This window comes from Marivita hallyeonensis (genome assembly GCF_900129875.1).
Taxonomy (GTDB): Bacteria; Pseudomonadota; Alphaproteobacteria; order Rhodobacterales; family Rhodobacteraceae; genus Marivita; species Marivita hallyeonensis.
This window is the reverse complement of sequence record NZ_FQXC01000001.1, coordinates 373,508-398,868: the sequence shown is the minus strand read 5'-3', so window position 1 is coordinate 398,868 and position 25,361 is coordinate 373,508. Positions and strand designations below refer to the sequence as shown.

General features: G+C 58.0%; 28 protein-coding genes. 12 read left to right on the top strand and 16 right to left on the bottom strand.

Going from position 1 to position 25,361, the window contains the following annotated elements:
* Positions 1–66 precede the first annotated feature (66 nt).
* Genes BUA42_RS01980 through BUA42_RS01965 form a run of 4 tightly spaced genes read left to right on the top strand, consistent with a single transcriptional unit; the run spans position 67 to position 4,797 of the window.
* Positions 67–1,311 (top strand): carbohydrate ABC transporter permease, encoded by a 1,245-nt coding sequence (locus BUA42_RS01980; protein ID WP_072776016.1) that lies wholly within the window; start codon positions 67–69, stop codon positions 1,309–1,311.
* Entirely contained in the window at positions 1,308–2,522 is a 1,215-nt protein-coding gene (locus BUA42_RS01975) for a carbohydrate ABC transporter permease (RefSeq protein ID WP_072776015.1), read from the top strand. The genes BUA42_RS01980 and BUA42_RS01975 overlap by 4 nt, the downstream gene beginning before the upstream one ends.
* Positions 2,519–3,781 carry an MGH1-like glycoside hydrolase domain-containing protein gene (locus BUA42_RS01970; protein ID WP_084066072.1) on the top strand — a complete coding sequence of 421 codons (1,263 nt, stop codon included), beginning with the start codon at positions 2,519–2,521 and terminating at the stop codon, positions 3,779–3,781. Before BUA42_RS01975 ends, BUA42_RS01970 begins: the two co-directional genes overlap by 4 nt.
* Positions 3,781–4,797, top strand: coding sequence for an ABC transporter ATP-binding protein (locus BUA42_RS01965; protein WP_072776013.1), 1,017 nt, complete (start codon positions 3,781–3,783; stop codon positions 4,795–4,797). Before BUA42_RS01970 ends, BUA42_RS01965 begins: the two co-directional genes overlap by 1 nt.
* Positions 4,798–4,810: 13 nt before the next feature.
* Here BUA42_RS01965 and BUA42_RS01960 read toward each other — a convergent pair whose 3' ends face one another.
* The 5 genes from BUA42_RS01960 to BUA42_RS01940 form a co-directional block, all read right to left on the bottom strand.
* Positions 4,811–5,737, bottom strand: a complete 927-nt coding sequence (locus BUA42_RS01960; protein ID WP_245818934.1) for a YihY/virulence factor BrkB family protein — start codon at positions 5,735–5,737, stop codon at positions 4,811–4,813.
* 109 nt (positions 5,738–5,846) lie between these two features.
* Positions 5,847–7,328: a phospholipase D family protein gene (locus BUA42_RS01955; protein WP_342715904.1), complete on the bottom strand. Its 1,482-nt coding sequence runs from the start codon at positions 7,326–7,328 to the stop codon at positions 5,847–5,849.
* Complete coding sequence (locus BUA42_RS01950) at positions 7,312–8,982, bottom strand: sensor histidine kinase (RefSeq protein WP_218588597.1); 1,671 nt, start codon at positions 8,980–8,982, stop codon at positions 7,312–7,314. Before BUA42_RS01950 ends, BUA42_RS01955 begins: the two co-directional genes overlap by 17 nt.
* A gap of 67 nt (positions 8,983–9,049) precedes the next feature.
* On the bottom strand, positions 9,050–9,604 hold the full coding sequence (locus BUA42_RS01945) for an RNA polymerase sigma factor (protein ID WP_072776009.1): 555 nt from the start codon (positions 9,602–9,604) through the stop codon (positions 9,050–9,052).
* Positions 9,591–9,773: a NepR family anti-sigma factor gene (locus BUA42_RS01940; protein WP_072776008.1), complete on the bottom strand. Its 183-nt coding sequence runs from the start codon at positions 9,771–9,773 to the stop codon at positions 9,591–9,593. The genes BUA42_RS01945 and BUA42_RS01940 overlap by 14 nt, the downstream gene beginning before the upstream one ends.
* 95 nt (positions 9,774–9,868) lie before the next feature.
* On the opposite strand from BUA42_RS01940, the gene BUA42_RS01935 reads away from it, so the two are divergent.
* Positions 9,869–10,678 (top strand): response regulator, encoded by an 810-nt coding sequence (locus BUA42_RS01935; RefSeq protein ID WP_072776691.1) that lies wholly within the window; start codon positions 9,869–9,871, stop codon positions 10,676–10,678.
* A 65-nt stretch (positions 10,679–10,743) separates the two neighbouring features.
* On the opposite strand, the gene BUA42_RS01930 is transcribed toward BUA42_RS01935, so the two are convergent.
* From BUA42_RS01930 to BUA42_RS01915, 4 genes are all read right to left on the bottom strand, one after another.
* Positions 10,744–12,381: an acetolactate synthase large subunit gene (locus BUA42_RS01930; protein ID WP_245818933.1), complete on the bottom strand. Its 1,638-nt coding sequence runs from the start codon at positions 12,379–12,381 to the stop codon at positions 10,744–10,746.
* A 9-nt stretch (positions 12,382–12,390) separates the two neighbouring features.
* Positions 12,391–13,734, bottom strand: a complete 1,344-nt coding sequence (gene gdhA / locus BUA42_RS01925; RefSeq protein ID WP_084066071.1) for an NADP-specific glutamate dehydrogenase — start codon at positions 13,732–13,734, stop codon at positions 12,391–12,393.
* 66 nt (positions 13,735–13,800) lie between these two features.
* A complete protein-coding gene (locus BUA42_RS01920) occupies positions 13,801–13,971 on the bottom strand; it encodes a DUF1328 domain-containing protein (RefSeq protein ID WP_072776007.1) in 171 nt (56 codons plus the stop codon).
* A gap of 117 nt (positions 13,972–14,088) precedes the next feature.
* The gene (locus BUA42_RS01915; protein WP_072776006.1) at positions 14,089–14,460 is read right to left on the bottom strand and encodes a hypothetical protein; all 372 of its coding nucleotides are present in this window, start codon (positions 14,458–14,460) and stop codon (positions 14,089–14,091) included.
* A gap of 80 nt (positions 14,461–14,540) precedes the next feature.
* Here BUA42_RS01915 and BUA42_RS01910 point away from each other — a divergent pair, with 80 nt between their 5' ends.
* A complete protein-coding gene (locus BUA42_RS01910; RefSeq protein ID WP_072776005.1) occupies positions 14,541–15,269 on the top strand; it encodes a Crp/Fnr family transcriptional regulator in 729 nt (242 codons plus the stop codon).
* Between the two features lie 87 nt (positions 15,270–15,356).
* Here BUA42_RS01910 and BUA42_RS01905 read toward each other — a convergent pair whose 3' ends face one another.
* The 7 genes from BUA42_RS01905 to BUA42_RS01880 all read right to left on the bottom strand — a co-directional run bounded on the left by BUA42_RS01905 (position 15,357) and on the right by BUA42_RS01880 (position 18,389).
* Positions 15,357–15,551, bottom strand: a complete 195-nt coding sequence (locus BUA42_RS01905; protein WP_072776004.1) for a PLD nuclease N-terminal domain-containing protein — start codon at positions 15,549–15,551, stop codon at positions 15,357–15,359.
* Positions 15,552–15,571: 20 nt separating this feature from the next.
* On the bottom strand, positions 15,572–15,784 hold the full coding sequence (locus BUA42_RS01900; protein WP_072776003.1) for a hypervirulence associated TUDOR domain-containing protein: 213 nt from the start codon (positions 15,782–15,784) through the stop codon (positions 15,572–15,574).
* 4 nt (positions 15,785–15,788) lie between these two features.
* A complete protein-coding gene (locus BUA42_RS01895; RefSeq protein ID WP_072776002.1) occupies positions 15,789–16,049 on the bottom strand; it encodes a DUF7218 family protein in 261 nt (86 codons plus the stop codon).
* 170 nt (positions 16,050–16,219) lie between these two features.
* A complete protein-coding gene (locus BUA42_RS21055; protein WP_178346828.1) occupies positions 16,220–16,375 on the bottom strand; it encodes a hypothetical protein in 156 nt (51 codons plus the stop codon).
* Between the two features lie 12 nt (positions 16,376–16,387).
* Positions 16,388–16,570 carry a hypothetical protein gene (locus BUA42_RS01890; protein ID WP_072776001.1) on the bottom strand — a complete coding sequence of 61 codons (183 nt, stop codon included), beginning with the start codon at positions 16,568–16,570 and terminating at the stop codon, positions 16,388–16,390.
* A gap of 122 nt (positions 16,571–16,692) precedes the next feature.
* Positions 16,693–17,424, bottom strand: a complete 732-nt coding sequence (locus BUA42_RS01885) for a gamma-glutamyl-gamma-aminobutyrate hydrolase family protein (RefSeq protein WP_072776000.1) — start codon at positions 17,422–17,424, stop codon at positions 16,693–16,695.
* The gene (locus BUA42_RS01880) at positions 17,421–18,389 is read right to left on the bottom strand and encodes an amidoligase family protein (protein WP_072776688.1); all 969 of its coding nucleotides are present in this window, start codon (positions 18,387–18,389) and stop codon (positions 17,421–17,423) included. Before BUA42_RS01880 ends, BUA42_RS01885 begins: the two co-directional genes overlap by 4 nt.
* 206 nt (positions 18,390–18,595) lie before the next feature.
* On the opposite strand from BUA42_RS01880, the gene BUA42_RS01875 reads away from it, so the two are divergent.
* The 6 genes from BUA42_RS01875 to BUA42_RS01850 all read left to right on the top strand — a co-directional run bounded on the left by BUA42_RS01875 (position 18,596) and on the right by BUA42_RS01850 (position 25,300).
* Positions 18,596–19,432: a formate/nitrite transporter family protein gene (locus BUA42_RS01875; protein ID WP_072775999.1), complete on the top strand. Its 837-nt coding sequence runs from the start codon at positions 18,596–18,598 to the stop codon at positions 19,430–19,432.
* A 44-nt stretch (positions 19,433–19,476) separates the two neighbouring features.
* Complete coding sequence (locus BUA42_RS01870) at positions 19,477–20,868, top strand: MATE family efflux transporter (RefSeq protein ID WP_072775998.1); 1,392 nt, start codon at positions 19,477–19,479, stop codon at positions 20,866–20,868.
* Between the two features lie 139 nt (positions 20,869–21,007).
* Complete coding sequence (locus tag BUA42_RS01865) at positions 21,008–22,138, top strand: ABC transporter permease (protein ID WP_072775997.1); 1,131 nt, start codon at positions 21,008–21,010, stop codon at positions 22,136–22,138.
* Entirely contained in the window at positions 22,135–22,944 is an 810-nt protein-coding gene (locus tag BUA42_RS01860; RefSeq protein ID WP_072775996.1) for an ABC transporter ATP-binding protein, read from the top strand. Before BUA42_RS01865 ends, BUA42_RS01860 begins: the two co-directional genes overlap by 4 nt.
* Positions 22,944–24,683: an MCE family protein gene (locus BUA42_RS01855; protein ID WP_072775995.1), complete on the top strand. Its 1,740-nt coding sequence runs from the start codon at positions 22,944–22,946 to the stop codon at positions 24,681–24,683. Before BUA42_RS01860 ends, BUA42_RS01855 begins: the two co-directional genes overlap by 1 nt.
* Positions 24,680–25,300 carry an ABC-type transport auxiliary lipoprotein family protein gene (locus BUA42_RS01850; RefSeq protein WP_072775994.1) on the top strand — a complete coding sequence of 207 codons (621 nt, stop codon included), beginning with the start codon at positions 24,680–24,682 and terminating at the stop codon, positions 25,298–25,300. Before BUA42_RS01855 ends, BUA42_RS01850 begins: the two co-directional genes overlap by 4 nt.
* Positions 25,301–25,361: the final 61 nt, after the last annotated feature.

Here is a 25,361-nt window from a genome sequence, read left to right as displayed (position 1 = left end):
AGACAGGCGCTCGAATGACGGGCGCCTGTCGATCACATGTCGCCCAAACAAGCGGGAGGGTGCCGAATGGCAGAACCTCAACCCCCGGCCGGTACGGGACCCTTGGCCAAACGCGAAGCGCGGTTGGCGTGGGGATTGTTGTTTCCCACGATCACTGCCGTTGCACTGGTTGTCGTGCTCCCGCTTCTGGCGATCTTCTGGATCTCGTTCAAGCCGGTTGAGCTGGGCGATCTGCGCGCGCCCGAAGTCGTCTTGCGCGAAGATATTCGGGGGGATGCCGAGGCCGTCGGCGACACACCCAATATCCGCTACCGCTTGCGCAACTCGTCACAGGAACAGCCGATCACGGGTGTCACGATCTCAGATACCCTTCCGGAAGGGCTACGTGTACTGGAGTTGGATGAAAGATGCACCCTATCCGACCGCGACCTCTCATGCGATCTGGGCGATTGGGAACCCGGTTTCCGCGAGACATTGAACATCCCCGTAGAAGTCGAACAAGCGTATCTCACGAACGGATTGCGACCACAGGACAGCCCGGCCACCTCCACCGGCACTGCATCGAACGTTCTGACAAACAGCACCTTCACGCTTGAGAACTTTGCCCGCATTTTCAATGGCGAGGAGTTCTTTGAAGTCCTCTGGGTGACGCTCTTCTATACCGTGTTCGGAACCATAGGCGCCCTTCTGGTTGGCTTGTTTGCTGCCCTGCTGCTCAACAAATCATTCAAGGGTCAGGGTATCCTGCGGGGGCTTTACCTGTTTCCGTATGTCGCTCCGGTGATTGCGGTCGCCTTTGCCTGGCTCATTCTGTTCGACCCCTTCTCGGGCTCCGCCAACGCGCTGCTGATCAAGATGGGCGTCACGGAGCAATCCATCAATTTCTTCGGTGAGCGCCCGCTTGCCCTCATCATGGTGACGGTCTTCGAGATTTGGCGCTACTTCCCGCTGTCGTTCCTGTTCATCCTTGCCCGGATGCAGAGCATCGACAGTGATATGTACGAAGCCGCCGACATGGACGGGGCCTCGCCTTTCCAACAGTTCTGGTATCTGAGCGTTCCGCAACTGTTGGGCATCCTGAGCGTCCTGTTCCTGTTGCGCTTCATCTGGACCTTCAACAAGTTCGACGACATCTTCCTTCTGACCGGTGGCAACGCCGGGACGCGGACATTGACCGTCAACGTGTATGAACAAGCCTTCGCGGTGTCGAATATCGGCGCGGGCGCAGCGGTGGCCGTTGTGATCTTCGGCTGTCTGCTGGCCTTCTCGATCTTCTTCCTGAAATACATCAGTCGGGAGGAAGGGCTATGATCCGTAAAGGGTATATCACGGCACCGCTTCTGGGCGCGCTCTGGATGGTGGTGCTGTCGGTCACGATCGCTGTCGCGCTATCCTTTGCAACGGGCGATCCGTTCCGCCCGTGGATCCGTGGGTCATTGTTCTGGGGTGCCATTGCCGCGATTGGCGCGGCAGAAATGGCTGGCCCGAAAAGCAAAGGCGCGCAATGGGGCGTACTGTTAGCCTTGATCGGTGTCTCACTCACCGACTACGGGCCAATCCTGCGGGGCGCGGAAACAGGCATGGTGGCAACGGTCATGTGTGCGGTTGCCGTTGGGGTGCTGTTTGTTTGGTCGATCCGTCAGATCCTTACCGATGTGCATCTGGGTCAACTGACGCGCCACGAATTCGAAGCCGCCGTGATCCGCTTCCTGACAGGATTTGGCTACATCTTCTTCACGGCCATCGTGCTCATCCCTTTCTACGTCATGGTGATGACCAGCCTGAAAAACCAATCAGAGCTGATGCAGAACCCGCTGGATTTCTCGATCGACCTGTCGAAAGGCACCGAGCTTCTGCGCTCATATGATGAGCTGTTCACGCAATTCAACTTTGGCACGTACCTGATGAACTCCTTCTTCATCTCGGTGCTGACAGTCTTCATCACGCTCGCTTTCGCCATCCCCGGCGCCTACGCAGTGGCCCGCTTGCGTTTTCGTGGTCAGGCGGCCTTTTCGCGGTCCATCCTGCTCATCTACATGGTGCCGATGATCGTTCTCGCTCTGCCGATCTACATCGCCTTTTCGATGACGGGTTTGCGCAATTCGTTCTGGGGGATCGTCATGATTTATCCCGTCACGACCATTCCCGTGGCGCTTTACATGTTGCAGGGATACTTCCGCGGCCTGCCCTCCGAAGTTGAAGAGGCGGGACTGATGGACGGTCTGACCAGATTGGCCGTGATCTGGAAGATCACCCTGCCCCTGTCGCTTCCCGCACTGGCGTCGGTGTCGCTTTATGTCTTCATGATTGCCTGGAACGAGTTCCTGCTTGCCTTCATGCTTCTGGATGATCCGTCGAAATTCACGCTGACACGCGGGATCGCGTCTCTCAATTCGTCCGAGATTCCGCGCCAGCACCTCATGGCCGGGGCAGTGATCGCGACCGTTCCCATCATGGCACTGTTCCTTGGACTCGAGCGGTTCATGACCAAGGGACTGACGGCCGGATCAGTGAAAGGATGACGATGGACTTGCACGAACAGGCGCGGCAAATCCTGCGCCAGAATGATCGGGGGGGTTATACGCTTCCGACCCACGGGCTCTACCCATATCAGTGGAACTGGGACAGTGCGTTCGCGGCTTGGGGCTTTGCCACCTTTGACCTGCCGCGCGCATGGGATGAGATCGACACGCTTCTCGCCAGCCAGTGGGACGATGGGATGGTCCCGCACATCATCTTCCATGATCCCGACCCGGGGTACTTTCCGGGACCGGATGTGTGGTCTGCGGGCGGCGATCCTGCCACGTCGGGCATTTCGCAACCTCCGGTCGCCGCCACGCTGGTACGATTGATTTACGAAATGAACCCCGACGCGAGCCGAGATCGATTGGCCGCCGTCTATCCAAAACTCGTGGAGTGGCACCGCTGGTGGCACGAGGTGCGTTGTGTACACGGTCCGGCCGCGATTGTGCACCCGTGGGAAAGCGGCCGTGATAACTGCCCGGACTGGGACATTGGAATGGCCAACGTGGATGGGTCCAAAGTCGGCGACTACACACGACGCGACACGGGCCATGTTGATCCATCGATGCGCCCCAAGAAATCCGAGTACGACCGATACCTCGCCATGGTCCAATTCGGAAAGTCGGTGGGCTGGGATCAGAAGCGCATCGTCAGCGAAGGGCCGTTTCTCATGGCCGACCCGGGCATCACGTTCATCCTTCTGCGGGCGCATCACGACCTTGCGGTTTTGGGGCACGCTTTGGATCAGGACACTGACGAGATCGAGGGTTGGGAGACAACACTGCGCGCCGCCCTGCCGATGATCTGGAATGATGATCTGCAGGGCTACGACGCGAAGGACCTGCGCACCGGCAAATTCGCGAGATTTCTCGGCTCGGGGGCTTTCCTTGCCTATCTGGCCAACGCCGCCCGACCGGAACTGGACACGCAATTGATGCGCGTCTGGAATGCCGTGCCTTACGGCATCCCGTCAGCTGACCCCGAGGCCCCTATCTTTGATGCTCGCCGCTATTGGCGCGGACCAACCTGGCCGGTCGTGAATTCCCTGCTGGCCATCGGCTTTCGCGACATGGGGCGCGCCGATCTTGAAGTGCGCCTGCGACGCGAGACCGCGGAACTGATCATGAAGAACGGGTTTTCCGAATACTTCGACCCGACCGACGCGACGCCTTGCGGCGGCGCGAATTTCACATGGACCGCAGCGATCTGGCTGACTTGGGCGGGCCAAGATTATGAACAAGCCAAGGGGGCGGCCTAATGCCATCGATAACTCTGAATGCCGTTGAAAAGTGGTTCGGCGACGTGCAGGTCATCAAGGGCGTCGACCTGTCCATTGAGGAGGGCGAGTTTGTCATTTTCGTTGGTCCATCGGGCTGCGGGAAATCTACGCTCCTGCGCATGATCGCGGGACTTGAAGAAACGTCACGGGGTCAAATCCTGATCGGCGATCGCGATGCGACGGCAGAACCACCAAACAAGCGAGGTCTGGCAATGGTGTTCCAGTCCTATGCGCTCTACCCGCATATGTCCGTGCGCGATAACGTGGGATTTCCGTTGAAATCCGCAGGCCTCCCGAAAGCCGAGATCAATGCAAAGGTCAACGAAGCGGCTCGGGTCCTGAAGCTTGGCGACTATCTTGATCGACGACCCAAGGATCTTTCAGGTGGACAACGCCAGCGGGTCGCCATCGGACGGTCCATTGTCCGCAACCCCACGGCGTTCCTCTTTGATGAACCGCTCTCAAACCTTGACGCCGCCTTGCGGGTCGAGATGCGGTACGAGATCGCGAAGCTGCACCAGACACTGAAATCGACGATGATCTACGTGACCCACGATCAGGTCGAAGCCATGACACTGGCAGACCGCATCGTCGTGCTGGAGTTCGGCAAGATCGCCCAAGTTGGCAGTCCGCGCGAGCTTTACGAGCATCCCGCCAACCTTTTCGTCGCACAGTTCATAGGCTCCCCGCGTATGAACGTGATCCCGGTTCAGACAGTTACCGGCATCAGCCTTCCAGACGGCGCAGTATCGGTGGGTATCCGACCAGAACACATTGAGATCGTCGGAGAAGACGCGGGCCATATCAATGGACATGTCGATGTGTTGGAGTATTTGGGTGCGGATACTTTTGTCATCACGTCCTGCGGTGACGCAGGGCAGATGACCGTGCGTGTGAGCGGGGATACGAGTTACAAGCCGGGCGATGCCGTCGGCTTGTCGTTCTCGGAGAGCGACATTCACGCATTCGACAAGAATGGTCTGGCGCTGCGCTAACCCGTTCCAATCTTCAAGCCGTCAGCCTGTGCCGCGGCTCACCCAGTTCGTCGGCTTTCACGGCACCGCGTTCGCCCATCGGGCGATCCGGCCCGACGGTCGTATCAATCCGCGTCTGAGCTTCAAGCTCTGCATCAATCGTCGCCCCCAGAAGGACGATAAAGGCGGACAACCAGAGCCAGGTCAGAAGGACGATCACACCGCCTAGCGCGCCGAAGGTTTCATTGTAGGTGCCAAATGACTGCACGTAGAAGCTAAATCCGGCGCTGCCCGCGACCCATAGCAGACAGGCGAGCACAGCACCCGGGGTCAGCCACCTCCATTTCGCCGACCGGCGGTCTGGTCCGAAGCGGTAGAGAAAGGCAATCCCTGTCGCGCCGACGATGAAAAGAATGGGCCACCGCACCAGCAGCAGAATATCCGCAATCAGTGGAAGCTGCGCAAAGAAGGCGGCAATTGCCGGAATTGCTGCAACGATTGAAAAGGATGCAATGAAGAACACGATCATCGCGAGGGTCATGGCAAGGGTTAGCGCTTTCAGACGAACAAACCCCCGTGACTCGCGTTCTCCGTATATGACATTGAGACCAATGATGAAGTTGCCCGTCGCCCGCGACGCCGAATAGAGCGCGAGAGACAGAGCGAAAAGCGCGGCAAGTCCAAGGGACCGGCCATCTGATCCGACGACTTCCTCCAACTGGCCGAGGATGATGTCAGACGCCGCTTCGGGCAAGACCGCACCAATGTCATTGGACGTCGCGACGATGAAGGCCGGATCAGTGATCATACCTGCAATGGCGACGGCTGCCGTGATTGCCGGAAAGAGCGAAAGCAGCCCGAAAAAGGCGATGCCGGCTGCCAAGAGGCCAAGGTTTTCCTGAGACTGTGTGCGCCAGATGCGCATCGCGACATCGATCAATCCCGGTACCGGGATCTGCATTGGTGTCTTGGCAGTACGTCCACGCCCCATGGTGTTCCTTTCAGCGTATTAGGAAGAAGAACCAGCGGATCGTTGATTTGTTCCAATTTGGTGCGCTGTGCGCCGTGATCTATACGACGTCTTCCGTCACGCCGGGGAGTGGTTGCGAATGGTGCGTTTGGTTCTCTGGATCGTACGGAACCAGCAATCCGTTCCGGTTTTTCGGTGATCGAACCGCATTCTGACGAACCTCGTTGTTCCACCAATCGAACATCGTTTCGGGCTTCATCGCACGTTCTGGCAAAACGTCGCCCCACCAATGCGAAAACAGTTTGCCCCGCAAATGCGCGACCTGAGCCGGATCGGTCACTTCAACGGCCACTTCGGTGTCCCAACGCAAGGACCTGCCGTTCAGATTAGCCGAGCCCACAAGCCCATATGCGTCATCGGTGACCAAGACCTTGTTGTGCACGTAGACAATCGGCGACCCCGCCAGCGTGGCCTTGCTCTCTCGCGCAGCGAGAATGGGTTGCACCGGTGAAACGAGCAACAGGCGGTCCCCAAACGCATCCCTGAGCGCTGAGACGGATTGCTCCTGAAGGGACAGGCCGTATTTGGCATCGAGGCTGATTTCCTCTTCAAACGCCACCGCTTCGGGCAGCGCAGGGAGGACGATGATTACCGTCAGATCGCTGTTCGCCTGTCCCGCCGCGACCAGCCCCTTAGTGATAGCACTTGACCGCAGGAACTGCGTTTCAATGTAGATCACGTGCCGCGCCGCGCGAAACGCGGCGAGATGTGCGTCTTCGATCTCTGTCAACACGGTATCGGGCGACAGGAACGGCACTTGAAAGCGCCGCGGGCGCGAAAGTGTGCGCTTCAGGTGCCGGAGCTTTGGCACAGCACATTTCCCGGCAGTGACATCCTCGAACGTCAAAAGATGCGTTCTGGCGTCGGCAGCGACGTCACCCCGAATGATGATCTGAACGTCCGACCACGTGTCCTTGGGGGCTTGTGAGTGGTCCTTCGTATCAAACCGACGCTCATTCAGATCCAGCCCGCCAATGTACACCGTTTCGCCATCGATCACGGCCAGTTTCTGATGATGCGTGACCGTGTGCAGCTCTGGTAGGCCCTCGCTGCTCAGACCAACTGCCTGGCGCGTCCTGCGCGCGTCATCCAACCCGCGCAGCTTTCGCCACTTGCGCAGAACCACCGCAGGTAAAAACCCAAGTTTCGGGACCCACCCGGCGCGCGCCGCATGCATGGCCGCGCGGACGTCGACCTGATCTTTCGAAACCCCTGACAATTCGGCAAGCGCGGCACCCTGTCTGACAGTACGCCAGGTCGTCTCGTGCAATTCGGTTGCCATCACGGGATCAAAGTCACTCACGATGAGCGTGAATTTGACACCTTTGCGCAGAACGAAGGCCAAAAGATCGAACCAGTCTTCGCCGACCTCCTTGGCCTCGGCACTGCGCAACCGCGTTGTCATGTCGAAGATGCGAAACCCGCAGATGATCTCTTCTTCAGCTGACAACACGGCCCGTTCGAAAGCCGGCCAGGCTTCCTCGGCCGTGATGAAGACATCGAAATCAGGCGGCTTCATCATTTTGCCGTGTGGAAGAAAAATCCTGAAGCTTGAACTTCAGATGCAGATCATAGGACTCGGCTGTTTCGTTGTGGTGGGTTTCACCATCAAGCTGGCTCGCGAAGGCGACCATCAACCGCCCCCCCAGTCCATCGCCGATATCCTCGGTCTCTTCGTCCAATCGCGCTTCGACGATCTGGTTGGAAATCCGAAGGTGCACATCCATTTCGCCCTCGCGCCTCAGCGAGATTTGAATGGGCGAAGACTCGGTCCCGGCACTGGCGTATTTGAACGCGTTGGTGAGCGCTTCGGCCACGAACATCGACAGCGGGACGGCCTGATCGGGATAAAGTGGCATGCTTTCAAGGTCGGACTCGACGGGGATCGACTTGTCCACCGACAGCATTTTCACATCATCGATAACCGCCTGGATCAATTCCTGGGAATCGACTGTGGTCAACTCTGCCGAGGTGTAGAGCGACCGGTGCAGCATCGCCAAACCGCGCACGCGACGTTGCAGGCTCGACAGCATGTACTTGGTCTCGACTGATTTCGCATTGCGCATCTGCATGTTCATGATCGACGCGATGAGTTGAAGATTGTTCTTCACTCGATGATGCACCTCCTTGAGCAGCACTTCCTTATCGCGCAGGTCCTGCTCTTGCCGGGCGTCGGATTCCGAGATCAGAAAGGCCATGCGATTGAACGCGCGTTGGGCCTCCTCGAATTCCTCGGGCGGATCCTCGAATGCAAGCTCCCCTGCGCTTCGGTCGCCTAGCGCAAATTGGCGCATCGCAGATCTCAGCTTTTTGATGTGTCGCAGAACGAGACGCTGCAACCCAAGGACGGCAACAGCCAAGCCAACAACCCACATGAGAACCGGGAACACCACGGCGATCAGTGCCCTGATGCCCGAGTTTCCATAGACGGCTGCGTCCGACGGCCAACTGCCGACCAACGCCACGTTGTCGTCAATCAGTGGAGCCACGGCGAAGACGCGGTTTTCGTCATTGCCAGCTACTGCGGCAAAGCTTTCCCCCACGCGGGACAGCAGACTTTCAACCGGGGTATTACGAGGCAGAAAATCAGGTGCTGCGTCAAGCCCACGGGTTGCAGCGACAATGTCTCCGTCGATATTGATGACTGCCATTTTCAGACCGCCGTCGGCACCCGGTTCGTGGAGGAGATCATTGGCAGTCTGCAGCGGGATCGACAGGCTGACGAAACCTTGAAGTTCGCCGTCAACAAAGGCTGGTTCAGACACGATCACCACCGGCGCGCCGGTGATTGCCCCCGAGGGATTGAAGTCGATCGTCGCAGATTGCCGTTCAACCGCCTGCTCAAATGACGGCTGGCCCGACAAATCTGTCGGTTCGCCTACGGACAGGCATTCCATCATACCGTCCGACTGAATGTATCCTGCGAAGATGAACAGATCGCTCTGACCCGTGACGCTACGGAGCGCCGCGCTGCATTCGTCGGTATCCAACGTCGGCACAATGGCGGCCAAGCTTTGTGCCGCACCGCGCGCCTGTTGGATCACCTCGCGTTCGCGCGAGGATGCTTTCAGGGTATTGGACATAAGCGAAGCGCGCGCCAAAGCTTGCGCTTCGTCGACAACTACCTTGGTCTGATAAACCGAAATAAGCCCCAGCGGCAAAAGCGCCAGGGACATCAGAAGAAGGATTCGCCAGATCAGACCTTTAGGCAGGATGTTACCCACATCCATCGCCAAATGCCTCTTAAGCCACGTTTTTCTGGGCCGACACGATGCCGGTCGTCACGCTGTCTGTCATCTCAAGGGCTTCGTCTTCATTCAATTCCATCAATTCCGCGAGACGTGCCCGCGCTCGGTTCACCCGGCTCTTGATCGTTCCAACCGCGACGCCGCAGGTTTCTGCCGCTTCCTCGTAGGAAAACCCTTCCGCCCCGACGAGAACCAGCGCTTCGCGCTGTTCATCATTCAGTTCTGCAAACGCTGTGTTGAAGTCGCGCATCTGCAGGCGACCGTCATGGTCGGGTTTCTGAGCAAGCTGATCTGAGAACGCCCCGTCGGTATCGGACACCTCGCGCCGCGCCTTGCGGTGGTGCGAATAGTAGGTATTGCGCAGGATCGTAAACAGCCAAGCCCTCAGGTTTGTACCCGGCTGAAATGTGTCGATCTTGGTCCAAGCCTTGACCAGGGCATCCTGCACCATGTCGTCGGCCAGTGCGGAGTTGCGCGTGAGACTCATGGCAAACGCCCGCATCGCGCCCAGGTGCTCGACCAATTCGTCTCTGGGATCACTGGTCTGCATTGTCACCTCGCGCATTTTGCGGCGCCTTCTCGGCCTCGGCCTGTTTCAATTGCGCCAAAAGATCCGTAAACCGATCCGGCACAGGCTGTTGAATGACGTCGTCGTAAGCGCGCTTGAGATTGTCATTGATCTCGCGCTCTGCTCTTGAATTTTTTGGTGTCTGGGTCATTTCGGCTTCATACAGATTTGTGTCTTTTGCTGGAACCTAATGCGATTGAACGCGTTTGGTTCCCAAATTGACAAAAAAATATGGGAAGCGAGACCATGACGACATCCTCCGCAACTGAAGTCACCGAGAAAATTGGTGAGAACCTTCCTTTTTTGCGGCGCTACGCCCGGGCTTTGACCGGGTCCCAATCCAAAGGTGACCACTACGCAGCGACAACGCTTGAAGCAATCCTGAGCGATTTCGATGCCTTTGATCGCACCGTGGCGCCGAAGGTTGCCTTGTTCAAAGTGTTCCAAACGATCTGGTCCAGCACCGGCGGGGCGTTTTCGGATGATGAGATGGGGCTTGCCGCCAAGGCACAGGCGCATCTGTCCCGGCTCACCCGTGACACGCGTGAAGCGCTTTTGCTGCACACAATTGAAGAGCTGTCTTTCGCAGAGGTCGGATACGTCCTGAACCAGTCCGAAGACGATGCGCGCGCCTTGGTCGATCTGGCTTACAAGGAGATGTCAAAATCCCTGTCCGGCAAAGTTCTGATCATCGAAGACGAGGCCATCATCGCCATGGACCTTGAAAGCATCGTGAACGAGATGGGTCATCGCGTCACCGCTGTTGCCCGGACCGAAGAAGGTGCGCTGCAACAGTTCTCGAAAGAAAAGCCTGACTTGATCCTGTCCGACATTCAACTCGCTGATAACTCCAGTGGTATTGACGCAGTGTCCAAAATTCTGAGTCAGGACGAGGACATCCCTGTGATCTTCATCACGGCATTCCCGGAGCGTCTGTTGACAGGTGAAGGCGCCGAACCGGCGTTCTTGATTGCCAAGCCGTACACAGAAGATCAGGTGCGGTCTGCAGTCAGCCAGGCGATGTTCTTCTCGTCTACGGAAACGCTCCAAGCGTGAACAAGGCACTCTAAAAAAGGCCCGTCGCTGCGACGGGCCTTTTTCGTTTCTGAAGCCTTATGGCCTTACGCCGCCTCGGTCATATGCGGCATGCCGCCAGCGGCAGCATAATCGACTTTCAAGGTCACCAATGTCGGACCTTCGGCATCATGTGCAGCTGTTAGAACCTCAGACAACTCCGCCATCGTCTCGACCGGCGCATGTACCCACCCGAATGCATGTGCGAGGTCTGACCAGTTCGGCGAATTGAAAGAATATTGCGGTCCGCCATCTTCCTGATGTTCGTCGATCAAACCATATCCACCGTCTTCCCAGACCATGACGGTCAGGCGCAGACCAAGACGGGATGCGGTTTCCATCTCCTGCAAGTTCATCAGCATGTCACCGTCCCCACAGACGGCAAGCACGCGGCCGCTGTTCTTGATCTGCGCAGCGGCAATAGCTCCTGGAAGAGCGAGACCCATGCCGGCAAGCCCATTCGGAATGATGACTTGGCCCGGTCGGCTTGCGTGAACATTTCGGGCAATCCACAGCTTGTGGAGACCCACACCTGACAGGACCGTATCCTCATTCCGCAACTGACGCGTGATTTCGGCACAGATGTCAGCAGGTATCAGCGTGCCGTCCTTCGTCTCGGTGCCGCCACTCTCGAAGGCCTCCCGCATGCTCGAACGGGTTTTGGCAAAATCTGTGTTTTCCGGCCAGACAGCGCATTCAAGTTTATGCTGTATGCCTTCAATCGCCGCCGTGATATCGCCGATGACCTGAACTTGAACGGTCCAGCCGCTGTCGACTGGTGACGCCAGCGTGTCGATGCTGATCACCGGGGTTTCGCCGCCCTTTGTGAGTTCCAAAGACGGGTACTCGATCGGATCGAACCCGATGGCGACAATCAGATCTGCCGCTTCCAAGGCGTTGTCGATGTGATCCTTTTCGGGCTGTCCGACAGTGAACAGGGTTTGAGGATGGTCGACTGGCAAAACGCCTTTGCCCATGAAGGTCGTGGCAATCGGCACGTGCGTGGCCTCTGCAAACGCGCGCAGTGCGCTGGAGGCGTTTGCGCGGTGAACGCCGTTCCCGGCCACGATCACGGGACGTTCCGACTCCAGAAGACGAGCGGCCGCCTCGCTAAGGGTTGTGTCGTCCGGCGTGCCATAAACCGGGTTGGCGACCGGAACGAAAGCACTGCTGGTCGTTGCTTTGGCCACGTCGACGGGCAGGCTAAGATGTACTGCCCCCGGCTTTTCTGAAATGGCAAGACGATACGCTTCCGCCGCACTGGCCGGAATGTCGTCGACGTCGAGGATGTGACGGCTGAATTTGGTGATCGGTGCGAACAGGCTTTCCAGATCAATGATCTGATGGCTTTCGCGACCCAATCGACCGCGCTCCCCCTGCCCCGTCAAGGCGATCAGCGGCACATGGTCCAGTTCGGCATCGGCCACGCCGGTGACGAGATTGGTTGCCCCCGGTCCTAGAGTGGCGAGGCAAGCTGCGGGTTTGTGCATGAGCCGCCCGTACACCGAGGCCATGAACGCCGCGCTTTGTTCGTGGCGACAAAGAATGAATTCCAGATCGCTTTCGTAGATGGCCGCCATGAGGTCAGTCGTTTCCTCTCCGGGAACGCCGTACACGGTGGTCACGCCAAGCTTGCTTAGACTGCGCACCAAAGCCTGGGCGCCGGTCATTTCGGTATTCGACATGGGTGCCTCCTAAATGATGCCCTGCGCCACAATCGCGTCCGCGAGACGCCGGTATGCCGCCATGTTGGCTCCGCGCGCGTAATCAATGCGACCTCCATCGCGACCTTCGTCGGCAACGCGACCGTGCAAATCTTGCATGATGCCCTTGAGCTCTGCATCAACCTCTTCTGCGGACATGAAACGCCGATGGCTCATCTGGCTCATCTCCAGGCCACTGACTGCAACGCCCCCGGCGTTCGACGCTTTGCCCGGTGCGTGCGTGATGTCGTTACGCCGCAAGATGTCCACTGCGTCCGATGTCAGCGGCATGTTAGCGCCTTCGGCAACAAGGGAAACACTGTTGTCGACAAGCATTTTCGCCATGTCACCCGTCAGTTCGTTCTGCGTCGCACACGGAAGAGCTATATCGACGTCAAGCTCCCATGGGACACCGCCAGCATTGAATGTCGCGCCTGAGCCGGACGGCGGTGTGTCGATATCCTTGCCTGCCGCCTTTTGTGCCTGAACCCATTGGATCAGGTCCGCACTCATGCCGTCAGCGACGTGAAGCGTACCGGACGTATCGGACAGGCTCACCACGACCGCGCCGCGTTCCGCCGCTTTTAGCGCCGCATGCGTAGCCACGTTGCCTTTGCCGGAAATCGCTACGCGCTTCCCGGCGATGTCGTCGCCCCGTTCAGACAGCATACACTCGACGAAATAGATCAATCCGAAACCGGTCGCCTCGACGCGCATCTCTGAGCCACCATACGACAAACCCTTGCCGGTCAGCGCACCCTCGAAAAGCTCTGCATGCTTGCGCCACGCCCCGAACAGGTACCCGATTTCCTCAGTCCCCACATTGATATCGCCCGCCGGAACATCACGATCTGGGCCAATGAACGGCGCCAGTTCGCGCATCAGCGCCTGACAGAAGCGCATGACCTCGCGCTTTGACCGCCCCTTCGGATCGAAATCAGACCCACCCTTTGCGCCACCAAGTGGCAGGCCGGTCAGTGCGTTTTTGAAACATTGCTCGAAAGCGAGGAATTTCAGGATGTCTTCATTCACTGTCGGGTGAAATCTCAGTCCGCCCTTGTACGGACCGATGACATTGGATGCCTGAACCCGCCAAGCGCGGTTGGTCTGTACCTCGCCGTCGTCGTCTTCCCAGGTCACCCGAAACGACAAAACGCGGTCCGGTTCGGCGAGTCTGCGCAAAACCTTGGCCGCGGCATAAGCTGGATCGTTTTTCTCAACGGGAAGGACGTCATTCGCAACATCCTCGACGGCTTGTAAAAACGTGTTTTGCGATCCCACGTAGTTGGGCAAGTCGCTCAGGAAAGCATGTGTCAAGGCGTCTCGGCGGTTCATGAAGTCTCCAGCTTGGTTGCGGAATGAGAAAACCGGGGCAGCAACGGCCCCGGTTTGAAAATCAGTTTATTGAGTGCCGCTTCGGAAGAAACGCGCCAGAAGCGCCACGACAAAGAAGATCAGGAAAAGTACAAACAGGATCTGAGCGATCCCAGCGGATGCACCGGCGATCCCGCCGAACCCAAAAATACCTGCGACGATCGCAACGACAAAAAACAACAACGCCCAATACAGCATAGCTCTCTCCTTTCATGGTTCCCTCGGTCTGAGGAAAGAACCACGCACCCCTCTGCTTGGTTCCAACGAAAAGAGTAAAGAATATGCGGCGTCGCTTTGGCGGAGAGCGGATCTTGCTTACGTCAAGGCACCCAGAGCGCTTAACGCATGGTCGATATCAACCGAAGAATATGGGCGCATTACAACTTTGGACTGGTCCCCGACCGCGAATTCTTCGGGTGTATCGATAAACAGTATCGGGCACCCGAACGCCTTGACCCGCGACAGTGCCTGATGCGCTGCCGCTTCATCGGTCGAAAAACCGAACACCGCAAAAGAGATTTGAAACCGTGACTCCGATAAGATTCGCTCCACATCTTTCGGAGAGCGAATAATGAGTGTGCGACCCAAATCGAGACCGTGGAGGTGTTCTGCCAGGTCGGCAGCCTCCAATTGGTTTTCCGTAAGGATGAGGACCGCAGCGTCCGCATCCAAGACTTGCTTGTCCATCGTGTGTCCTCGCGATTCCGGGCATCAATGACAGGCTGTTGGGAAATCCGCATTAAACTGTGACATAGCTGGAGCGAAAAATGACGACCAAATGCGAAGATTGCCCTTTGCGCCGTCTGGACGTGTTCAAAGAATTCTCAAAAGACGAGCTGATCTTCATGGATCGCTTCAAAACCGGTGAGCTCATCGCGCAACCGGGAACCGAGGTTCTGGCACAAGACGCGTCGTCGACGCAGCTCTACACAGCGCTGTCAGGCATGGGCTTGCGGCACAAAACGCTGGAAGATGGCAGTCGACAGGTGGTTGGTTTTGTCTTGCCCGGTGACTTTGTCGGGCTGCAGACCGGCGTGATGGACGTGATGCGGCACTCGGTAGAAGCGACAACACAAATGACACTGTGCGTGTTCAATCGTTCCGAAATATGGTCGCTTTTCAAGAACCAGCCTCAGAGGGCATTCGCGCTGACACACCTTGCCGCGCAAGAGGAATCCCTTCTTGGCGAAGCGCTGACCGCCGTTGGCCAACTGGATGGCATGGGCAAAGTCGCCTGGGCGCTTCACCGGTTTTTCACACGGTTGACCGCGCTGGATCTCAACTCGAACGGCAGGGTCCCCATGCCCTACCGCCAACAGGATCTTGCGGACGCTCTCGGTTTGTCTCTCGTGCACACGAACAAGACGCTCGCCAAGTTGCGGGACAAAGGCATCGCGTCATGGTCGGACGATGATCTTGTCGTTCACGACGAAGCACGGCTGGCACAACTGGCACATGTCGGGTCGGAAGAGGCAAAACCGCGACCGTTGATATGACCGGGACACGGTTTTGAGACTGTGCGAACTGCCAATGCAAAAGCGCCGCTGAATTTTCAGCGGCGCTTTTTTGTCTTTCGTTGCTGTTCAAGCCTGCGCTTTTGCGGCGCGTGGTCCAGCGATCAGCCAAATGATGAAGCCCACGAGTGGAAGGATCAGCACCAGAAGGCACCACAGCACCTTTTTGCCGGTGGATGCGGATGAACCGATGATTGACACAAAAGCCCACACATTGAGTGCGAGCAGGATCAGCCCGCCAATACCTGTAATCTCAAGTCCCATGAAAACCTCCTGTCAGTAAGTTAAGCGGCACGCACTTCAGTGCAGCTTTTCAAAACCTCGTCACCATCGTCTTGCTCGATAAGCAGCGCTGGTTCGTCTTCGGATGCGTTGCGCGATACCTCTGTGCCCTTGATTTCTCGTGTCACATCTTGCGTGTAAACTTTTGTGACCTTGCCGGTCGCGGTACCGTCACCCCAGTCCCACTTAACCTTATCGCCCTGGCTGAATGACATCGCGTTATCCTCTCAATGCGTCGATCAATTCGGATTTCGACATGTCGGAGCGTCCGTCGATGTCGAGTTCCTGTGCGCGCTCGTACAGCTCGTCTTTGGTCCATTCCTCGTAGGGCGGAGCCTTGCCGCCCTTTTTCGAAGGCTCTTGCTCGTCGCTGGCCTGCGCGTTCGCAATACGGGCGGCCTTGGATTTGCTGTAGCCCTCGTCCCGCAGCGCTTCATATGTTTCATCGTCCTTGATCGACGATCCATGATCCTTGGCCATACGCACCTCCGCTCTCCGTTGCGTTTTTAACGATGTACGGCCAACGTTCTTGAGCCGAATTGGTTCCGCGAGTGTGACGCGCACAGGCTTCGATCGTGACGGCAAACCCAAAAACGAAAACAGCCTGCCGAGCACGTCGACAGGCTGTAAACACAGAATTCGTTAGTGGTTCAGCGGGTGCTTGGTGCGTCCGCTGCGAGCGTCGATTTTGGTGCAGAGTCATCCGCCATGCGCTTCTCGACCCGCCATTTGCTCACAAGAGCAAAGATCAAAACTGCCGAAATAGTTCCGAGGAAGAGGACGACGATGAGTTGTGTAATTTCCATGGGTCTTCTCCTTTACTGGCTCGGCTCGACAGCGATTTCGCCGCTTACGTCGTTGGCTGGTGTGCCGCGTTCGGCAAGAACGGTGAGGTAACCGAGCAGCAATACGCCTGCGAAGATCACGACTGCTGCCATACCCAACAGTGCCGGGCGATGGCGTTTCTTTTGTTTCTCGATATTTGTCGATGGTGCCGTCATGGACGTCTCCTTTCGTACTTCGGAGGTACAACCACCCGAGGCATCGTTCGTTCCAAAAAAACTACGGCTGATTGCCGTAATCTTCGTAAAGCACCGAAATCCCGCGTTGTTTTATCCGGCGCTTACGCTGCTGAATGGTCTGGTAAGACGTCGTTTTTGACGGCATCCGTCTGACAGCGTTCTTGGCGATAGGCCAAGGATGCAGTTTTGAGCGCCCGAAAGATGGCACGCTGCCGACGTGCGTAGAAAAGATGCTCGGGGTGCCACTGCACGCCCATTGCAAACGGGTCCTGCACACGCTCAATCGCTTGTACCATGCCCGACGTGTCATGGGCGGACATGCGCAAGCCATTTCCCAGCCGCTCAACCGCCTGGCTGTGCAGCGCGTTGACCATCATGGGCTCTTCACCGGCATGGCGGCCCAAATGTGTGTCGGGCTTCACGCACACTTCGCGCTTCGGCAGGATTGTAGTGATTTTCTTGTGCATGCCATAGGTCTGCCACGCGTTCTGATCCAGCGTACCGCCCAAAGCCACGTTAAGCATTTGGGCACCGCGACAAATGCCGAGAACTGGAATGTTGCGGAACAGCGCTTCTTCAGCGACGCGCCGTTCAAAGGCGTCGCGCTCGCGGTCCAATCGTACCGATACGCCCTGTCGGCCACCGTACAATTCGGGGGCGATGTCATCCCCGCCACCAATGATCACGCCATCGACCTGATCAAGATCGTACTCTCGCTTGCTGCCCCACCTCACGCCTCGCGCGCCAACAAGCCATAGGTTGAGGTTGATGAGAGGGAATACACGCCAGCCTGTACGTTCGGATGTGCTGACGCCGATTACGGGACGGGTCATATGTCACCTTTTTCTATTCGTGTTTCCAAATGATCGTCGACGGTCTCGACCCACGACTTTCGCGAGATGAAGCGCGCGTTTTCGTGATCTTGCCAGGCGGACATGAGTTGACCGAGAAGCGCGTCGTTCGCAGCGGTTTCTTCCACTACGCGCCAGAGTTCCCAGGATTGATCCAGAGACCACGTGTCTTCGTCGATCCGGCAATCCGGCATGCGAAAGTGAAAGGTGGGACGCGCTGACGTGAGTTTGTCGTCAGGAAAGAGATCTTCGAAGATCCCAGGGTCGTGATGTTTGAACAGCGGAAGGCAGTCGAGGCCATGGTTGCGGCTAACAATATGCTTGGCGTAGAGCGCCATCATGTCAGTGAGGTTCTCCGGCATCGCCGTGCACATCTCTGACAACAAGCTTTGAGGCCACGCCCGCACGAAAGGAAGAATGCGACGGGTGTTATCGAGGTCTTCGTGATCGCGTAGCCAATCTTCCAAAAGGCCAAATGCGAGGAAAGTCTTCAGCGTATGCGGATGATCCGTGTCGACGACTTGTGGGTTCAGGTGCACGCCAAAGCCCAGAAATGCGCCAGCACGAGATCCTAAAGCCCCGTTCTCGCGCAAGATTGCCAGAAAATCGTCAAAGGCAACCAGACGAGGACGCGCAATCGGATCGGTCACAATCTCAACCGGCACAAGGCCGCGCGCGAGGGAGAGACCTTCGTCCAGCAAAGGCACACCTTTCACTTTTCGCAATGCAGTGTCCAACTCCACACGCATCTTACCGATCTTCGTGTCCTTGATGATAAAGGCATGTGCGCCATCGCGCTCCTTCTCACCACCGAGATGCTTCTTGATGAGCTTCGCAGTTTCTGCCTCATCCAGCCCCGAAAACTCAATTTCGACCCCCACAAGCCGCTCGTCCCCGTCGCTCGTGTCGGGGAACGGCAGGGGCTGGAAGCGACTGTTATTGGTCATGCAATCATCCATAAATTTCACCACAAACGCGCGTCGTGGTGTGATCGTTCCGGAATGCTGTCCGCGACATATAGGCATGATCCCGGCACATACTTAGACGCGGCAAGTGTTTGCGGACGGCCCAAACCCCAAAAAGATTCCAGCACTCCTTCGGGAACCAAATGACCTGTCCGGCGTAAAGCTAGGTTGCGACTGACGGGGAATACATGTCCGAAGAACTTTCGAAAGACCTCACCAAGAAGACGAAAGAACAGGAAATTGTCGAGGAAGCAGCCAGTCTGTCGCCTCGTTTGTTGTTCGAAGCAATTCGCCGGAATGGTGAGGAGGAACTGGAACGGCCGTCGAAGGCGCTGTGGTACAGCGGGGTTGCAGCGGGAATACTGATCTCCTTCTCGGTACTGGGGGAAGCCTACCTCAGGACGTATCTGCCCGACGCTGACTGGCGATATATCGTTGAGAACGCCGGCTACTCGCTCGGATTTGTGCTTGTCATCCTTGGCCGGATGCAGCTGTTCACCGAAAACACGATCACTACAGTTGTTCCGGTCGTCATAAGCCCGAGCAAGCGGGGTATCATCCGAACCGCGCGCCTGTGGACTGTCGTCTTGATCGCCAATGTCGTCGGCGCGTTCGCTGTGGCGTTTTTCCTTGTGTACACACCCGTGCTGACAGAGGCCGTGTTCAACACCGTCACGGATTTGAGCCAACACGCTACTGGCATGCCGGCGTTAGAGGGCTTTGCACGCGGTATTCCGGCGGGCATCCTGATCGCTGCACTGGTTTGGATGCTGCCCACTGTCAAAGGCGCAGAGCTTGGGCTGATCATCTTGTTCACATGGCTCATCGCATTGGGCGACTTCACCCATATTGTGGCCGGATCCGTAGAAATGGCGTTCCTGATGGTTCAAGGCGGCATTCCGCTTCAACAAGCGATTTTCGGTTTCTTCATTCCCGTCTTCGCTGGCAACGTCGCGGGCGGCACGGTGATTTTCACACTTCTGGCGTGGGCGCAGATCGAACCCGAGGTTGCAGAGGACGACTGAAACGTCCGCAACACCGCGCATGAATAGAGTATCGAAGGAATCCCATGGCTGAGAGAGACCTGACAAAGGGGCCCATTTGGCGGGCACTGGCCGCTGTGTCCGCGCCCATGTCCCTGGGCATTTTCGGTGTCCTCAGCGTCGGCCTTGCCGATGCGTATTTCCTCGGCCAATTGGGCGAAGCGCCTTTGGCGGCGGTCGGGTACATTTATCCCGTCACCACGGCCATCACCTCACTGGCCATCGGCCTTTCTGCAGGCGCCAATGCAACGGTGTCGCAAGCGCTCGGACGCGGGTCTCCGGACCACAACCGCCTGAGCCTGCATGCGATTGGTCTGGGACTATCCTTGGCGATCCTCGTGGCCATTGGTTTTTACTTCTTCGCTGGCGACCTGTTCTCACTGATGGGCGCCGGGCCGGACGCCTTGACCGAGGCCAAGTCTTACGTGCCACTTTGGGCGCTGTCATTTCCATGCCTCGTGACCATGATGGTCGTAAACGCCGTCTTCCGAGCACACGGCGATGGGGCAACATCTGCGGCCATCATGGTACTGGCGGCGGTGGTGAACATCGCGTTGAACCCGCTCTTCATTTTTGGTTGGGGACCTATTCCACAGCTCGGCACCGAGGGTGCGGCCCTGGCGACATTCATCGGCCGGTTGGCAGCTGTTGTCGTTGCGGTCTGGTACGCGTTCTATTCCGGTGCACTGTGCTGGCCGGACAAGCTGCTACCGGACCTGTGGGCATCCACCAAGCAAATCCTCAACGTCGGCGTTCCCGCTGCGTTTTCGAATGCCATCAACCCTGCCGGTATGGCGCTTGTGACAGCAGCCGTGGCGACGATCGGTGATGCGGCTGTTGCCGGCTTCGGCGCGGCGACGCGCGTGCAATCCATGGTATTGGTCGCGCTCTTCGCGCTTTCTGCCGGAATAGGTCCGGTGGTCGGTCAAAATTGGGGAGCGGACCAGCCGGATCGTGCCCGACGCGGGCTTGCGGTGTCCTGGCTGTTTTGCGTCGGCTACGGCGTAGCCATTGCTGTCGTGCTCTTCTTTTTTGCGGACCCGATTGCTGCTTTGCTCGCGGACGACGGTCAAGCAGCCCAATACGCGGCGCAGTATTTGCAGATCGTCGGGTTCAGCCTGTTCGGCTATGGCGTTTTGGTGACCACCAATGCGGCCATGAATGCCCGCTCAAAGGCGCTCTACTCCACAGGGCTCAGCCTCGCGCGGATTTTCATCTGCTACGTACCGTTGGCCTGGGTGGGTGTGATGCTGTTCGGCTATATCGGGATTCTGGTGGCCGCCGTTGTTGCGAATGTGTTCGCCGTCGCCGGCGCGTATTGGTGCGCAGCCAAGACGGGGCTGTTGCCGGACAGCTGGCCCGCACCACCCGCGCTATCGCTGAACAGCGTCGAAAAGGCAAAAAACGCAATCTCTTGAGGCGCAGACCAAAAATCTGCGCGCCTCCTAACTCTTGGTCCTGATGACGAGCCTTTTCTTACCGGTTGCCCCCGTGCCAAGGTAAGGCGACCCTCGCTCGGATATGTGCGGGGGAAACGCACAGGGGCAGCTTGCAGGAATGAGCCAGGACCTCCGGCATCAACTGGTGCATTTCGACGAGACCGACGAAGGCGTCTTGCGCCTTCGCGGTCAGCTGTCGATCTACACCGTGTCCTCTGCACAGGAGCGAGTAGCACGCCTTGATACGCAAAAGGACCTGACCATCGATATCGGTGATCTGAGCCGCATCGACACGGCAGGTGCGTGGCTGCTTTGCGAGATCGAAGCGGCTGGCGAAGCAGCTGGAAATCGCGTCACCCTTCAAAATGTGACTGGCGAGACGGCAACCCTGCTGTCCAGCGTGAAAAGCGCGATGCCGGAAAAGCAAGTCGCGGTGAAGACCGAGACCGGCTTCGCGGTGCTGTTGCATCGTCTTGGCGAAAAGGTGTCTGCCGGCACAACGTTCCTGCTCGAGCTCACGGGATATCTTGGCCTCTTTTTCGTCAGCTTGGGCCGTGTCATCCGTCACCCCAGCGAATTCCGTTTCACGTCGCTCGTCGCCCATGCCGAGGACGTCGGCTACCGCGCCGTGCCCATCGTGTCCCTCATGGCCTTCCTGATCGGCGTCGTGCTTGCATTTCAGGGATCTGCGCAGCTTCGGCAATTCGGAGCAGAGGTGTTCGTCGTCGACCTGATCGCCATCTCGATCCTGCGGGAACTCGGCATTCTTCTGACGGCGATTATCGTTGCGGGTCGCACGGCGTCGGCCTTTACCGCCGCAATCGGCTCCATGAAGATGCGAGAAGAGATCGACGCGATGCGCACGCTCGGGCTTGATCCGGCGGTTGTCCTGTTTCTGCCCCGCATCCTGGCTCTGCTCTTCATGCTTCCGATACTCGGGTTGATTGCCAATATCATGGGTCTATTCGGCGGGGCGCTGATGGCCTGGATCGAACTGGGGATTTCGCCGTCGATGTTTCGCATCCGTTTGATCGAAGGCACCGATGTCAGCCATGTCTTCGTCGGTCTGATCAAGGCCCCGGTTTTTGCGCTGATCATCGGGGTCGTCGGTTGCCACGCCGGGATGCAGGTGAAAAGCAACGCAGAGTCGCTGGGGCGGATGACCTCCAACGCAGTCGTGACCGCCATCTTCACCGTCATTGTTGCTGATGCGCTCTTCTCCATCTTCTTCGCGCAGGTGGGCCTATGAAAGACACGAGCCCAAAAGATGTCGTCATCGAAGTGCGCGGCCTGCGGAACCAGTTCGGCTCACATGTCGTCCACGAAGACCTCGATCTTGATGTGTACCGGGGCGAGATCATTGGCGTCGTCGGCGGCTCGGGAACAGGCAAATCCGTGCTCTTGCGCAGCATCGTCGGATTGCAGGAACCGGCGGCCGGATCGATCAACGTGCTCGGCACCGATGTTCTCGCCGATGTTCACGCGGCGCGCGAAACGCTCGACGAAAAATGGGGCGTGATGTTTCAGGATGGCGCGCTGTTCTCTTCACTGACCGTGCGGGAAAACGTCGAAGTCCCGATGCGGTCAGTCCCAGATCTGTCGCCGTCCATCCGGCGCAATCTGGCCGATCTGAAGATATCCATGGTGGGTCTGCCCTACCTCGCCGGCGACAAGTACCCATCAGAGCTTTCCGGTGGCATGCGCAAACGCGCGGGATTGGCGCGGTCGCTCGCCCTCGACCCAGAGATTGTCTTTCTGGACGAACCCACCGCAGGCTTGGACCCCGTCGGAGCAGCCGCGTTCGACACGCTGATCAAAAACCTCAGCCGATCCATGGGCCTGACGGTGTTCCTCGTCACGCATGACCTTGATACACTTTATGCGGTGTGCGACCGGATCGCAGTTCTCGCAGAAAGAAAGGTCCTCGTGACAGGAAGCCTTGAGGATATGCTCAAAGCGGACCATCCTTGGACACGCGAGTATTTTCACGGCCCCCGCGCGCGGGCAGCGTTCGAAGCTCCGACCCAACAAGGCGACGCTGGAGGCGCAACATAATGGAAACGCGGGCCAATTTCGTTCTGATCGGCGCATTTGCCCTTGCCGGTTTTCTTGGCATCTTCGCGTTTTTCCTATGGTTTGCGAATGTCCAGCTGAACCAACAGTTTGCCTATTACGATATCGACTTCGACACGGTGTCGGGACTGAGCGACGCATCTGATGTGCGCTTTTCCGGCCTGCCGGTTGGGCGCGTCGTAGACGTGGGCTTGTCGCCGGAAGCTGACGGCACCGTGCGCGTGCGGGTCGAGATCGACGCGAGCACTCCGGTGCGCAGTAACAGCGTTGCGACGATTGAATCGCAAGGCGTCACCGGCGTGTCGTTTGTCGGGATATCGTCCGGAACACCAACCTCACCTTTGCTGCTGGCCGCATCGGTAGACGAGGTGCCGATGATCACGCCCGGGCAATCCGTCCTGCAATCCTTGTCAGAAAATGCACCAGAATTGCTTGCCGAAACGCTCGACGTCGTGCGCGACCTTCGCGAATTGATCGGTGGCGACAACCAGCAACGCGTGCAGAACATCCTCGAAAACGTTGAGCAATCGTCAGCCTCGTTCGCGCAAGCCCTAGAGGATTTCTCTGCCGTGAGCGGAACGGTGTCGAGTTTTGCCGAAGGCATTGACCGCTTCAACACCACACTCGATTCCCTGACCCTTGAGGCATCGGGCGCATTGGCGTCGTTCCAGACAACGCTGGATGCCATCGATGCGCTCTCGGCAGATGCACGCCTGTTGATTGCGGATGGGTCAACCACACTTGGGCAAGCAGACACCGCACTTGCCACGGCCAATGCCTATATTTTGGAAGACCTCAGGCCTGCCACCGAGCAACTCAATCAATCCATTGTCGATTTCGAAACCCGCTTTGCCGCGCTGAGCGAAAACGCCACCGGTTTGATCGCGACATACGCCGAAACAGGTGAGATCGCCAATGAACGCTTGACCGAAACGCGCGAGATCCTGACCGCGGCAAATGATCTGATCGCGCGAATTGACGAGACAATGGCGAGTGTTGATGTCGCCGCGCGCCGATTTGATGGCTTGATCACCGATGGCGCAGAACCTCTTGTCACCGAACTGCGCACCGCGACAGCCGAGGCCACCGCGGTCATCCAGAAAGTCAGAGCCACCGCAGATACCGATCTTGCTGCGATCATGGAGGACATTCGCACAGCGACGGATCGAGCCATGCAAACGATTGAAACAGTAGGCTCCGACCTGTCGTCGGCATCGGGTCGGCTGGATCAACTGTCGCTGACGGCAACGGATACGCTCGAACAGACCCGCGAAACCTTTGCCAATGCGAACACGACACTGACAGCCATCAACGAGGCGTTGGAGACCGGCGACCGCGCGCTGGAGGCGGCCGAGTCCGCCTTCCGTGGGGCAGATCGCATCATCAACGAAGAGATTGACGGCATCGCGGACCGCCTGCGCCTCACGCTCGACGAACTGGATGCGACGGTTGGCCAGGTGGCGCAAGAGATCCCCGGCGTCGCCGAAGACCTGCGTAGCGCCAGCCGTTCCGCCGAGGCCGCGTTCGCGGAAATTGAAGGCACGGTGCAACAAAGCGCCCCAGCATTCCGGGAATTCGCAAATTCCGCGCTGCCGCAATACGGACGCCTCGCGGTCGAGACGCGCACGCTGATTGACAACCTTGATACGCTGGTGGAACAGATACGCCGCAACCCAAGCCGTTTCTTCATCGACCCAGGCGCACCGGAGTACAGACGATGATCAGATCCCTCCGCTTCGCCGCACTCATCGCTTCCGTCACGGCGACCCTGTCAGGCTGCGGCGCCCTGACGGCACTTGGTCAGGCGTCGCGCCCCTTGGAAGTCTACGAACTCAGCACCCCGACAATTGCCGCAGGCGGACCCCGTCGCAACATTGAACTGGTGGTGGAAGAACCGATTGCCAGCGGCACGCTCGACGTCGAACGCATCATGATCCGCCCCGCTCCGCTTCAGGCGCAATACCTGCCGGACATCCGCTGGGCTGACACTGCGCCGGTTATGGTACAGACGCTTCTGGTCCGTAGTCTGGCCCAGACCAACCGCCTTTCTTCGGTCGGACGGCGCCCGATCGGAACCGTTGCAGATTTCGCGGTGCTCAGCGAGCTCACTGCATTCCAGGCCGAGACTCTGGATGCCACTGGCACTGCAACGGTCAATGTTCAACTGGCCATGCGCCTTGTCCGAGAACGCGACAGCCGCGTCGTCGCCGCACGCACCTTCGCGACATCCGAACCCGCGCTATCGAACAATGCCGACGACATCGTCGCCGCCTTCGACCGCGCGACGTCTCGTATGATCACCGAGTCCGTCTCGTGGGTTCTGGAAAATGCGCGGTAGCGACTTCAGACAGCGGTCGAAAAGAGGCGTCGAGCGATATTTTGAAAGCAGAGAGCTGGCT

What these genes read in the sequence shown, in the direction of transcription:
- BUA42_RS01895 (WP_072776002.1), bottom strand. Translation starts at nt 16,049, where the DNA reads ATGGCCAAGGATCATGGATCGTCGATCAAGGACGATGAAACATATGAA.
- BUA42_RS01970 (WP_084066072.1), top strand. Translation starts at nt 2,519, where the DNA reads ATGACGATGGACTTGCACGAACAGGCGCGGCAAATCCTGCGCCAGAAT.
- BUA42_RS01890 (WP_072776001.1), bottom strand. Translation starts at nt 16,570, where the DNA reads ATGACGGCACCATCGACAAATATCGAGAAACAAAAGAAACGCCATCGC.
- BUA42_RS01875 (WP_072775999.1), top strand. Translation starts at nt 18,596, where the DNA reads ATGTCCGAAGAACTTTCGAAAGACCTCACCAAGAAGACGAAAGAACAG.
- BUA42_RS01860 (WP_072775996.1), top strand. Translation starts at nt 22,135, where the DNA reads ATGAAAGACACGAGCCCAAAAGATGTCGTCATCGAAGTGCGCGGCCTG.
- BUA42_RS01850 (WP_072775994.1), top strand. Translation starts at nt 24,680, where the DNA reads ATGATCAGATCCCTCCGCTTCGCCGCACTCATCGCTTCCGTCACGGCG.
- BUA42_RS01955 (WP_342715904.1), bottom strand. Translation starts at nt 7,328, where the DNA reads ATGATGAAGCCGCCTGATTTCGATGTCTTCATCACGGCCGAGGAAGCC.
- BUA42_RS01930 (WP_245818933.1), bottom strand. Translation starts at nt 12,381, where the DNA reads ATGTCGAATACCGAAATGACCGGCGCCCAGGCTTTGGTGCGCAGTCTA.
- BUA42_RS01870 (WP_072775998.1), top strand. Translation starts at nt 19,477, where the DNA reads ATGGCTGAGAGAGACCTGACAAAGGGGCCCATTTGGCGGGCACTGGCC.
- BUA42_RS01960 (WP_245818934.1), bottom strand. Translation starts at nt 5,737, where the DNA reads ATGCAGATCCCGGTACCGGGATTGATCGATGTCGCGATGCGCATCTGG.
- BUA42_RS01945 (WP_072776009.1), bottom strand. Translation starts at nt 9,604, where the DNA reads ATGCAGACCAGTGATCCCAGAGACGAATTGGTCGAGCACCTGGGCGCG.
- BUA42_RS01935 (WP_072776691.1), top strand. Translation starts at nt 9,869, where the DNA reads ATGACGACATCCTCCGCAACTGAAGTCACCGAGAAAATTGGTGAGAAC.
- BUA42_RS01915 (WP_072776006.1), bottom strand. Translation starts at nt 14,460, where the DNA reads ATGGACAAGCAAGTCTTGGATGCGGACGCTGCGGTCCTCATCCTTACG.
- BUA42_RS01980 (WP_072776016.1), top strand. Translation starts at nt 67, where the DNA reads ATGGCAGAACCTCAACCCCCGGCCGGTACGGGACCCTTGGCCAAACGC.
- BUA42_RS01920 (WP_072776007.1), bottom strand. Translation starts at nt 13,971, where the DNA reads ATGCTGTATTGGGCGTTGTTGTTTTTTGTCGTTGCGATCGTCGCAGGT.
- BUA42_RS01905 (WP_072776004.1), bottom strand. Translation starts at nt 15,551, where the DNA reads ATGGGACTTGAGATTACAGGTATTGGCGGGCTGATCCTGCTCGCACTC.
- BUA42_RS01940 (WP_072776008.1), bottom strand. Translation starts at nt 9,773, where the DNA reads ATGACCCAGACACCAAAAAATTCAAGAGCAGAGCGCGAGATCAATGAC.
- BUA42_RS01865 (WP_072775997.1), top strand. Translation starts at nt 21,008, where the DNA reads ATGAGCCAGGACCTCCGGCATCAACTGGTGCATTTCGACGAGACCGAC.
- BUA42_RS01950 (WP_218588597.1), bottom strand. Translation starts at nt 8,982, where the DNA reads ATGTCCCTGGCGCTTTTGCCGCTGGGGCTTATTTCGGTTTATCAGACC.
- BUA42_RS01910 (WP_072776005.1), top strand. Translation starts at nt 14,541, where the DNA reads ATGACGACCAAATGCGAAGATTGCCCTTTGCGCCGTCTGGACGTGTTC.
- BUA42_RS01900 (WP_072776003.1), bottom strand. Translation starts at nt 15,784, where the DNA reads ATGTCATTCAGCCAGGGCGATAAGGTTAAGTGGGACTGGGGTGACGGT.
- BUA42_RS01975 (WP_072776015.1), top strand. Translation starts at nt 1,308, where the DNA reads ATGATCCGTAAAGGGTATATCACGGCACCGCTTCTGGGCGCGCTCTGG.
- BUA42_RS21055 (WP_178346828.1), bottom strand. Translation starts at nt 16,375, where the DNA reads ATGGAAATTACACAACTCATCGTCGTCCTCTTCCTCGGAACTATTTCG.
- BUA42_RS01855 (WP_072775995.1), top strand. Translation starts at nt 22,944, where the DNA reads ATGGAAACGCGGGCCAATTTCGTTCTGATCGGCGCATTTGCCCTTGCC.
- BUA42_RS01885 (WP_072776000.1), bottom strand. Translation starts at nt 17,424, where the DNA reads ATGACCCGTCCCGTAATCGGCGTCAGCACATCCGAACGTACAGGCTGG.
- gdhA (WP_084066071.1), bottom strand. Translation starts at nt 13,734, where the DNA reads ATGAACCGCCGAGACGCCTTGACACATGCTTTCCTGAGCGACTTGCCC.
- BUA42_RS01880 (WP_072776688.1), bottom strand. Translation starts at nt 18,389, where the DNA reads ATGACCAATAACAGTCGCTTCCAGCCCCTGCCGTTCCCCGACACGAGC.
- BUA42_RS01965 (WP_072776013.1), top strand. Translation starts at nt 3,781, where the DNA reads ATGCCATCGATAACTCTGAATGCCGTTGAAAAGTGGTTCGGCGACGTG.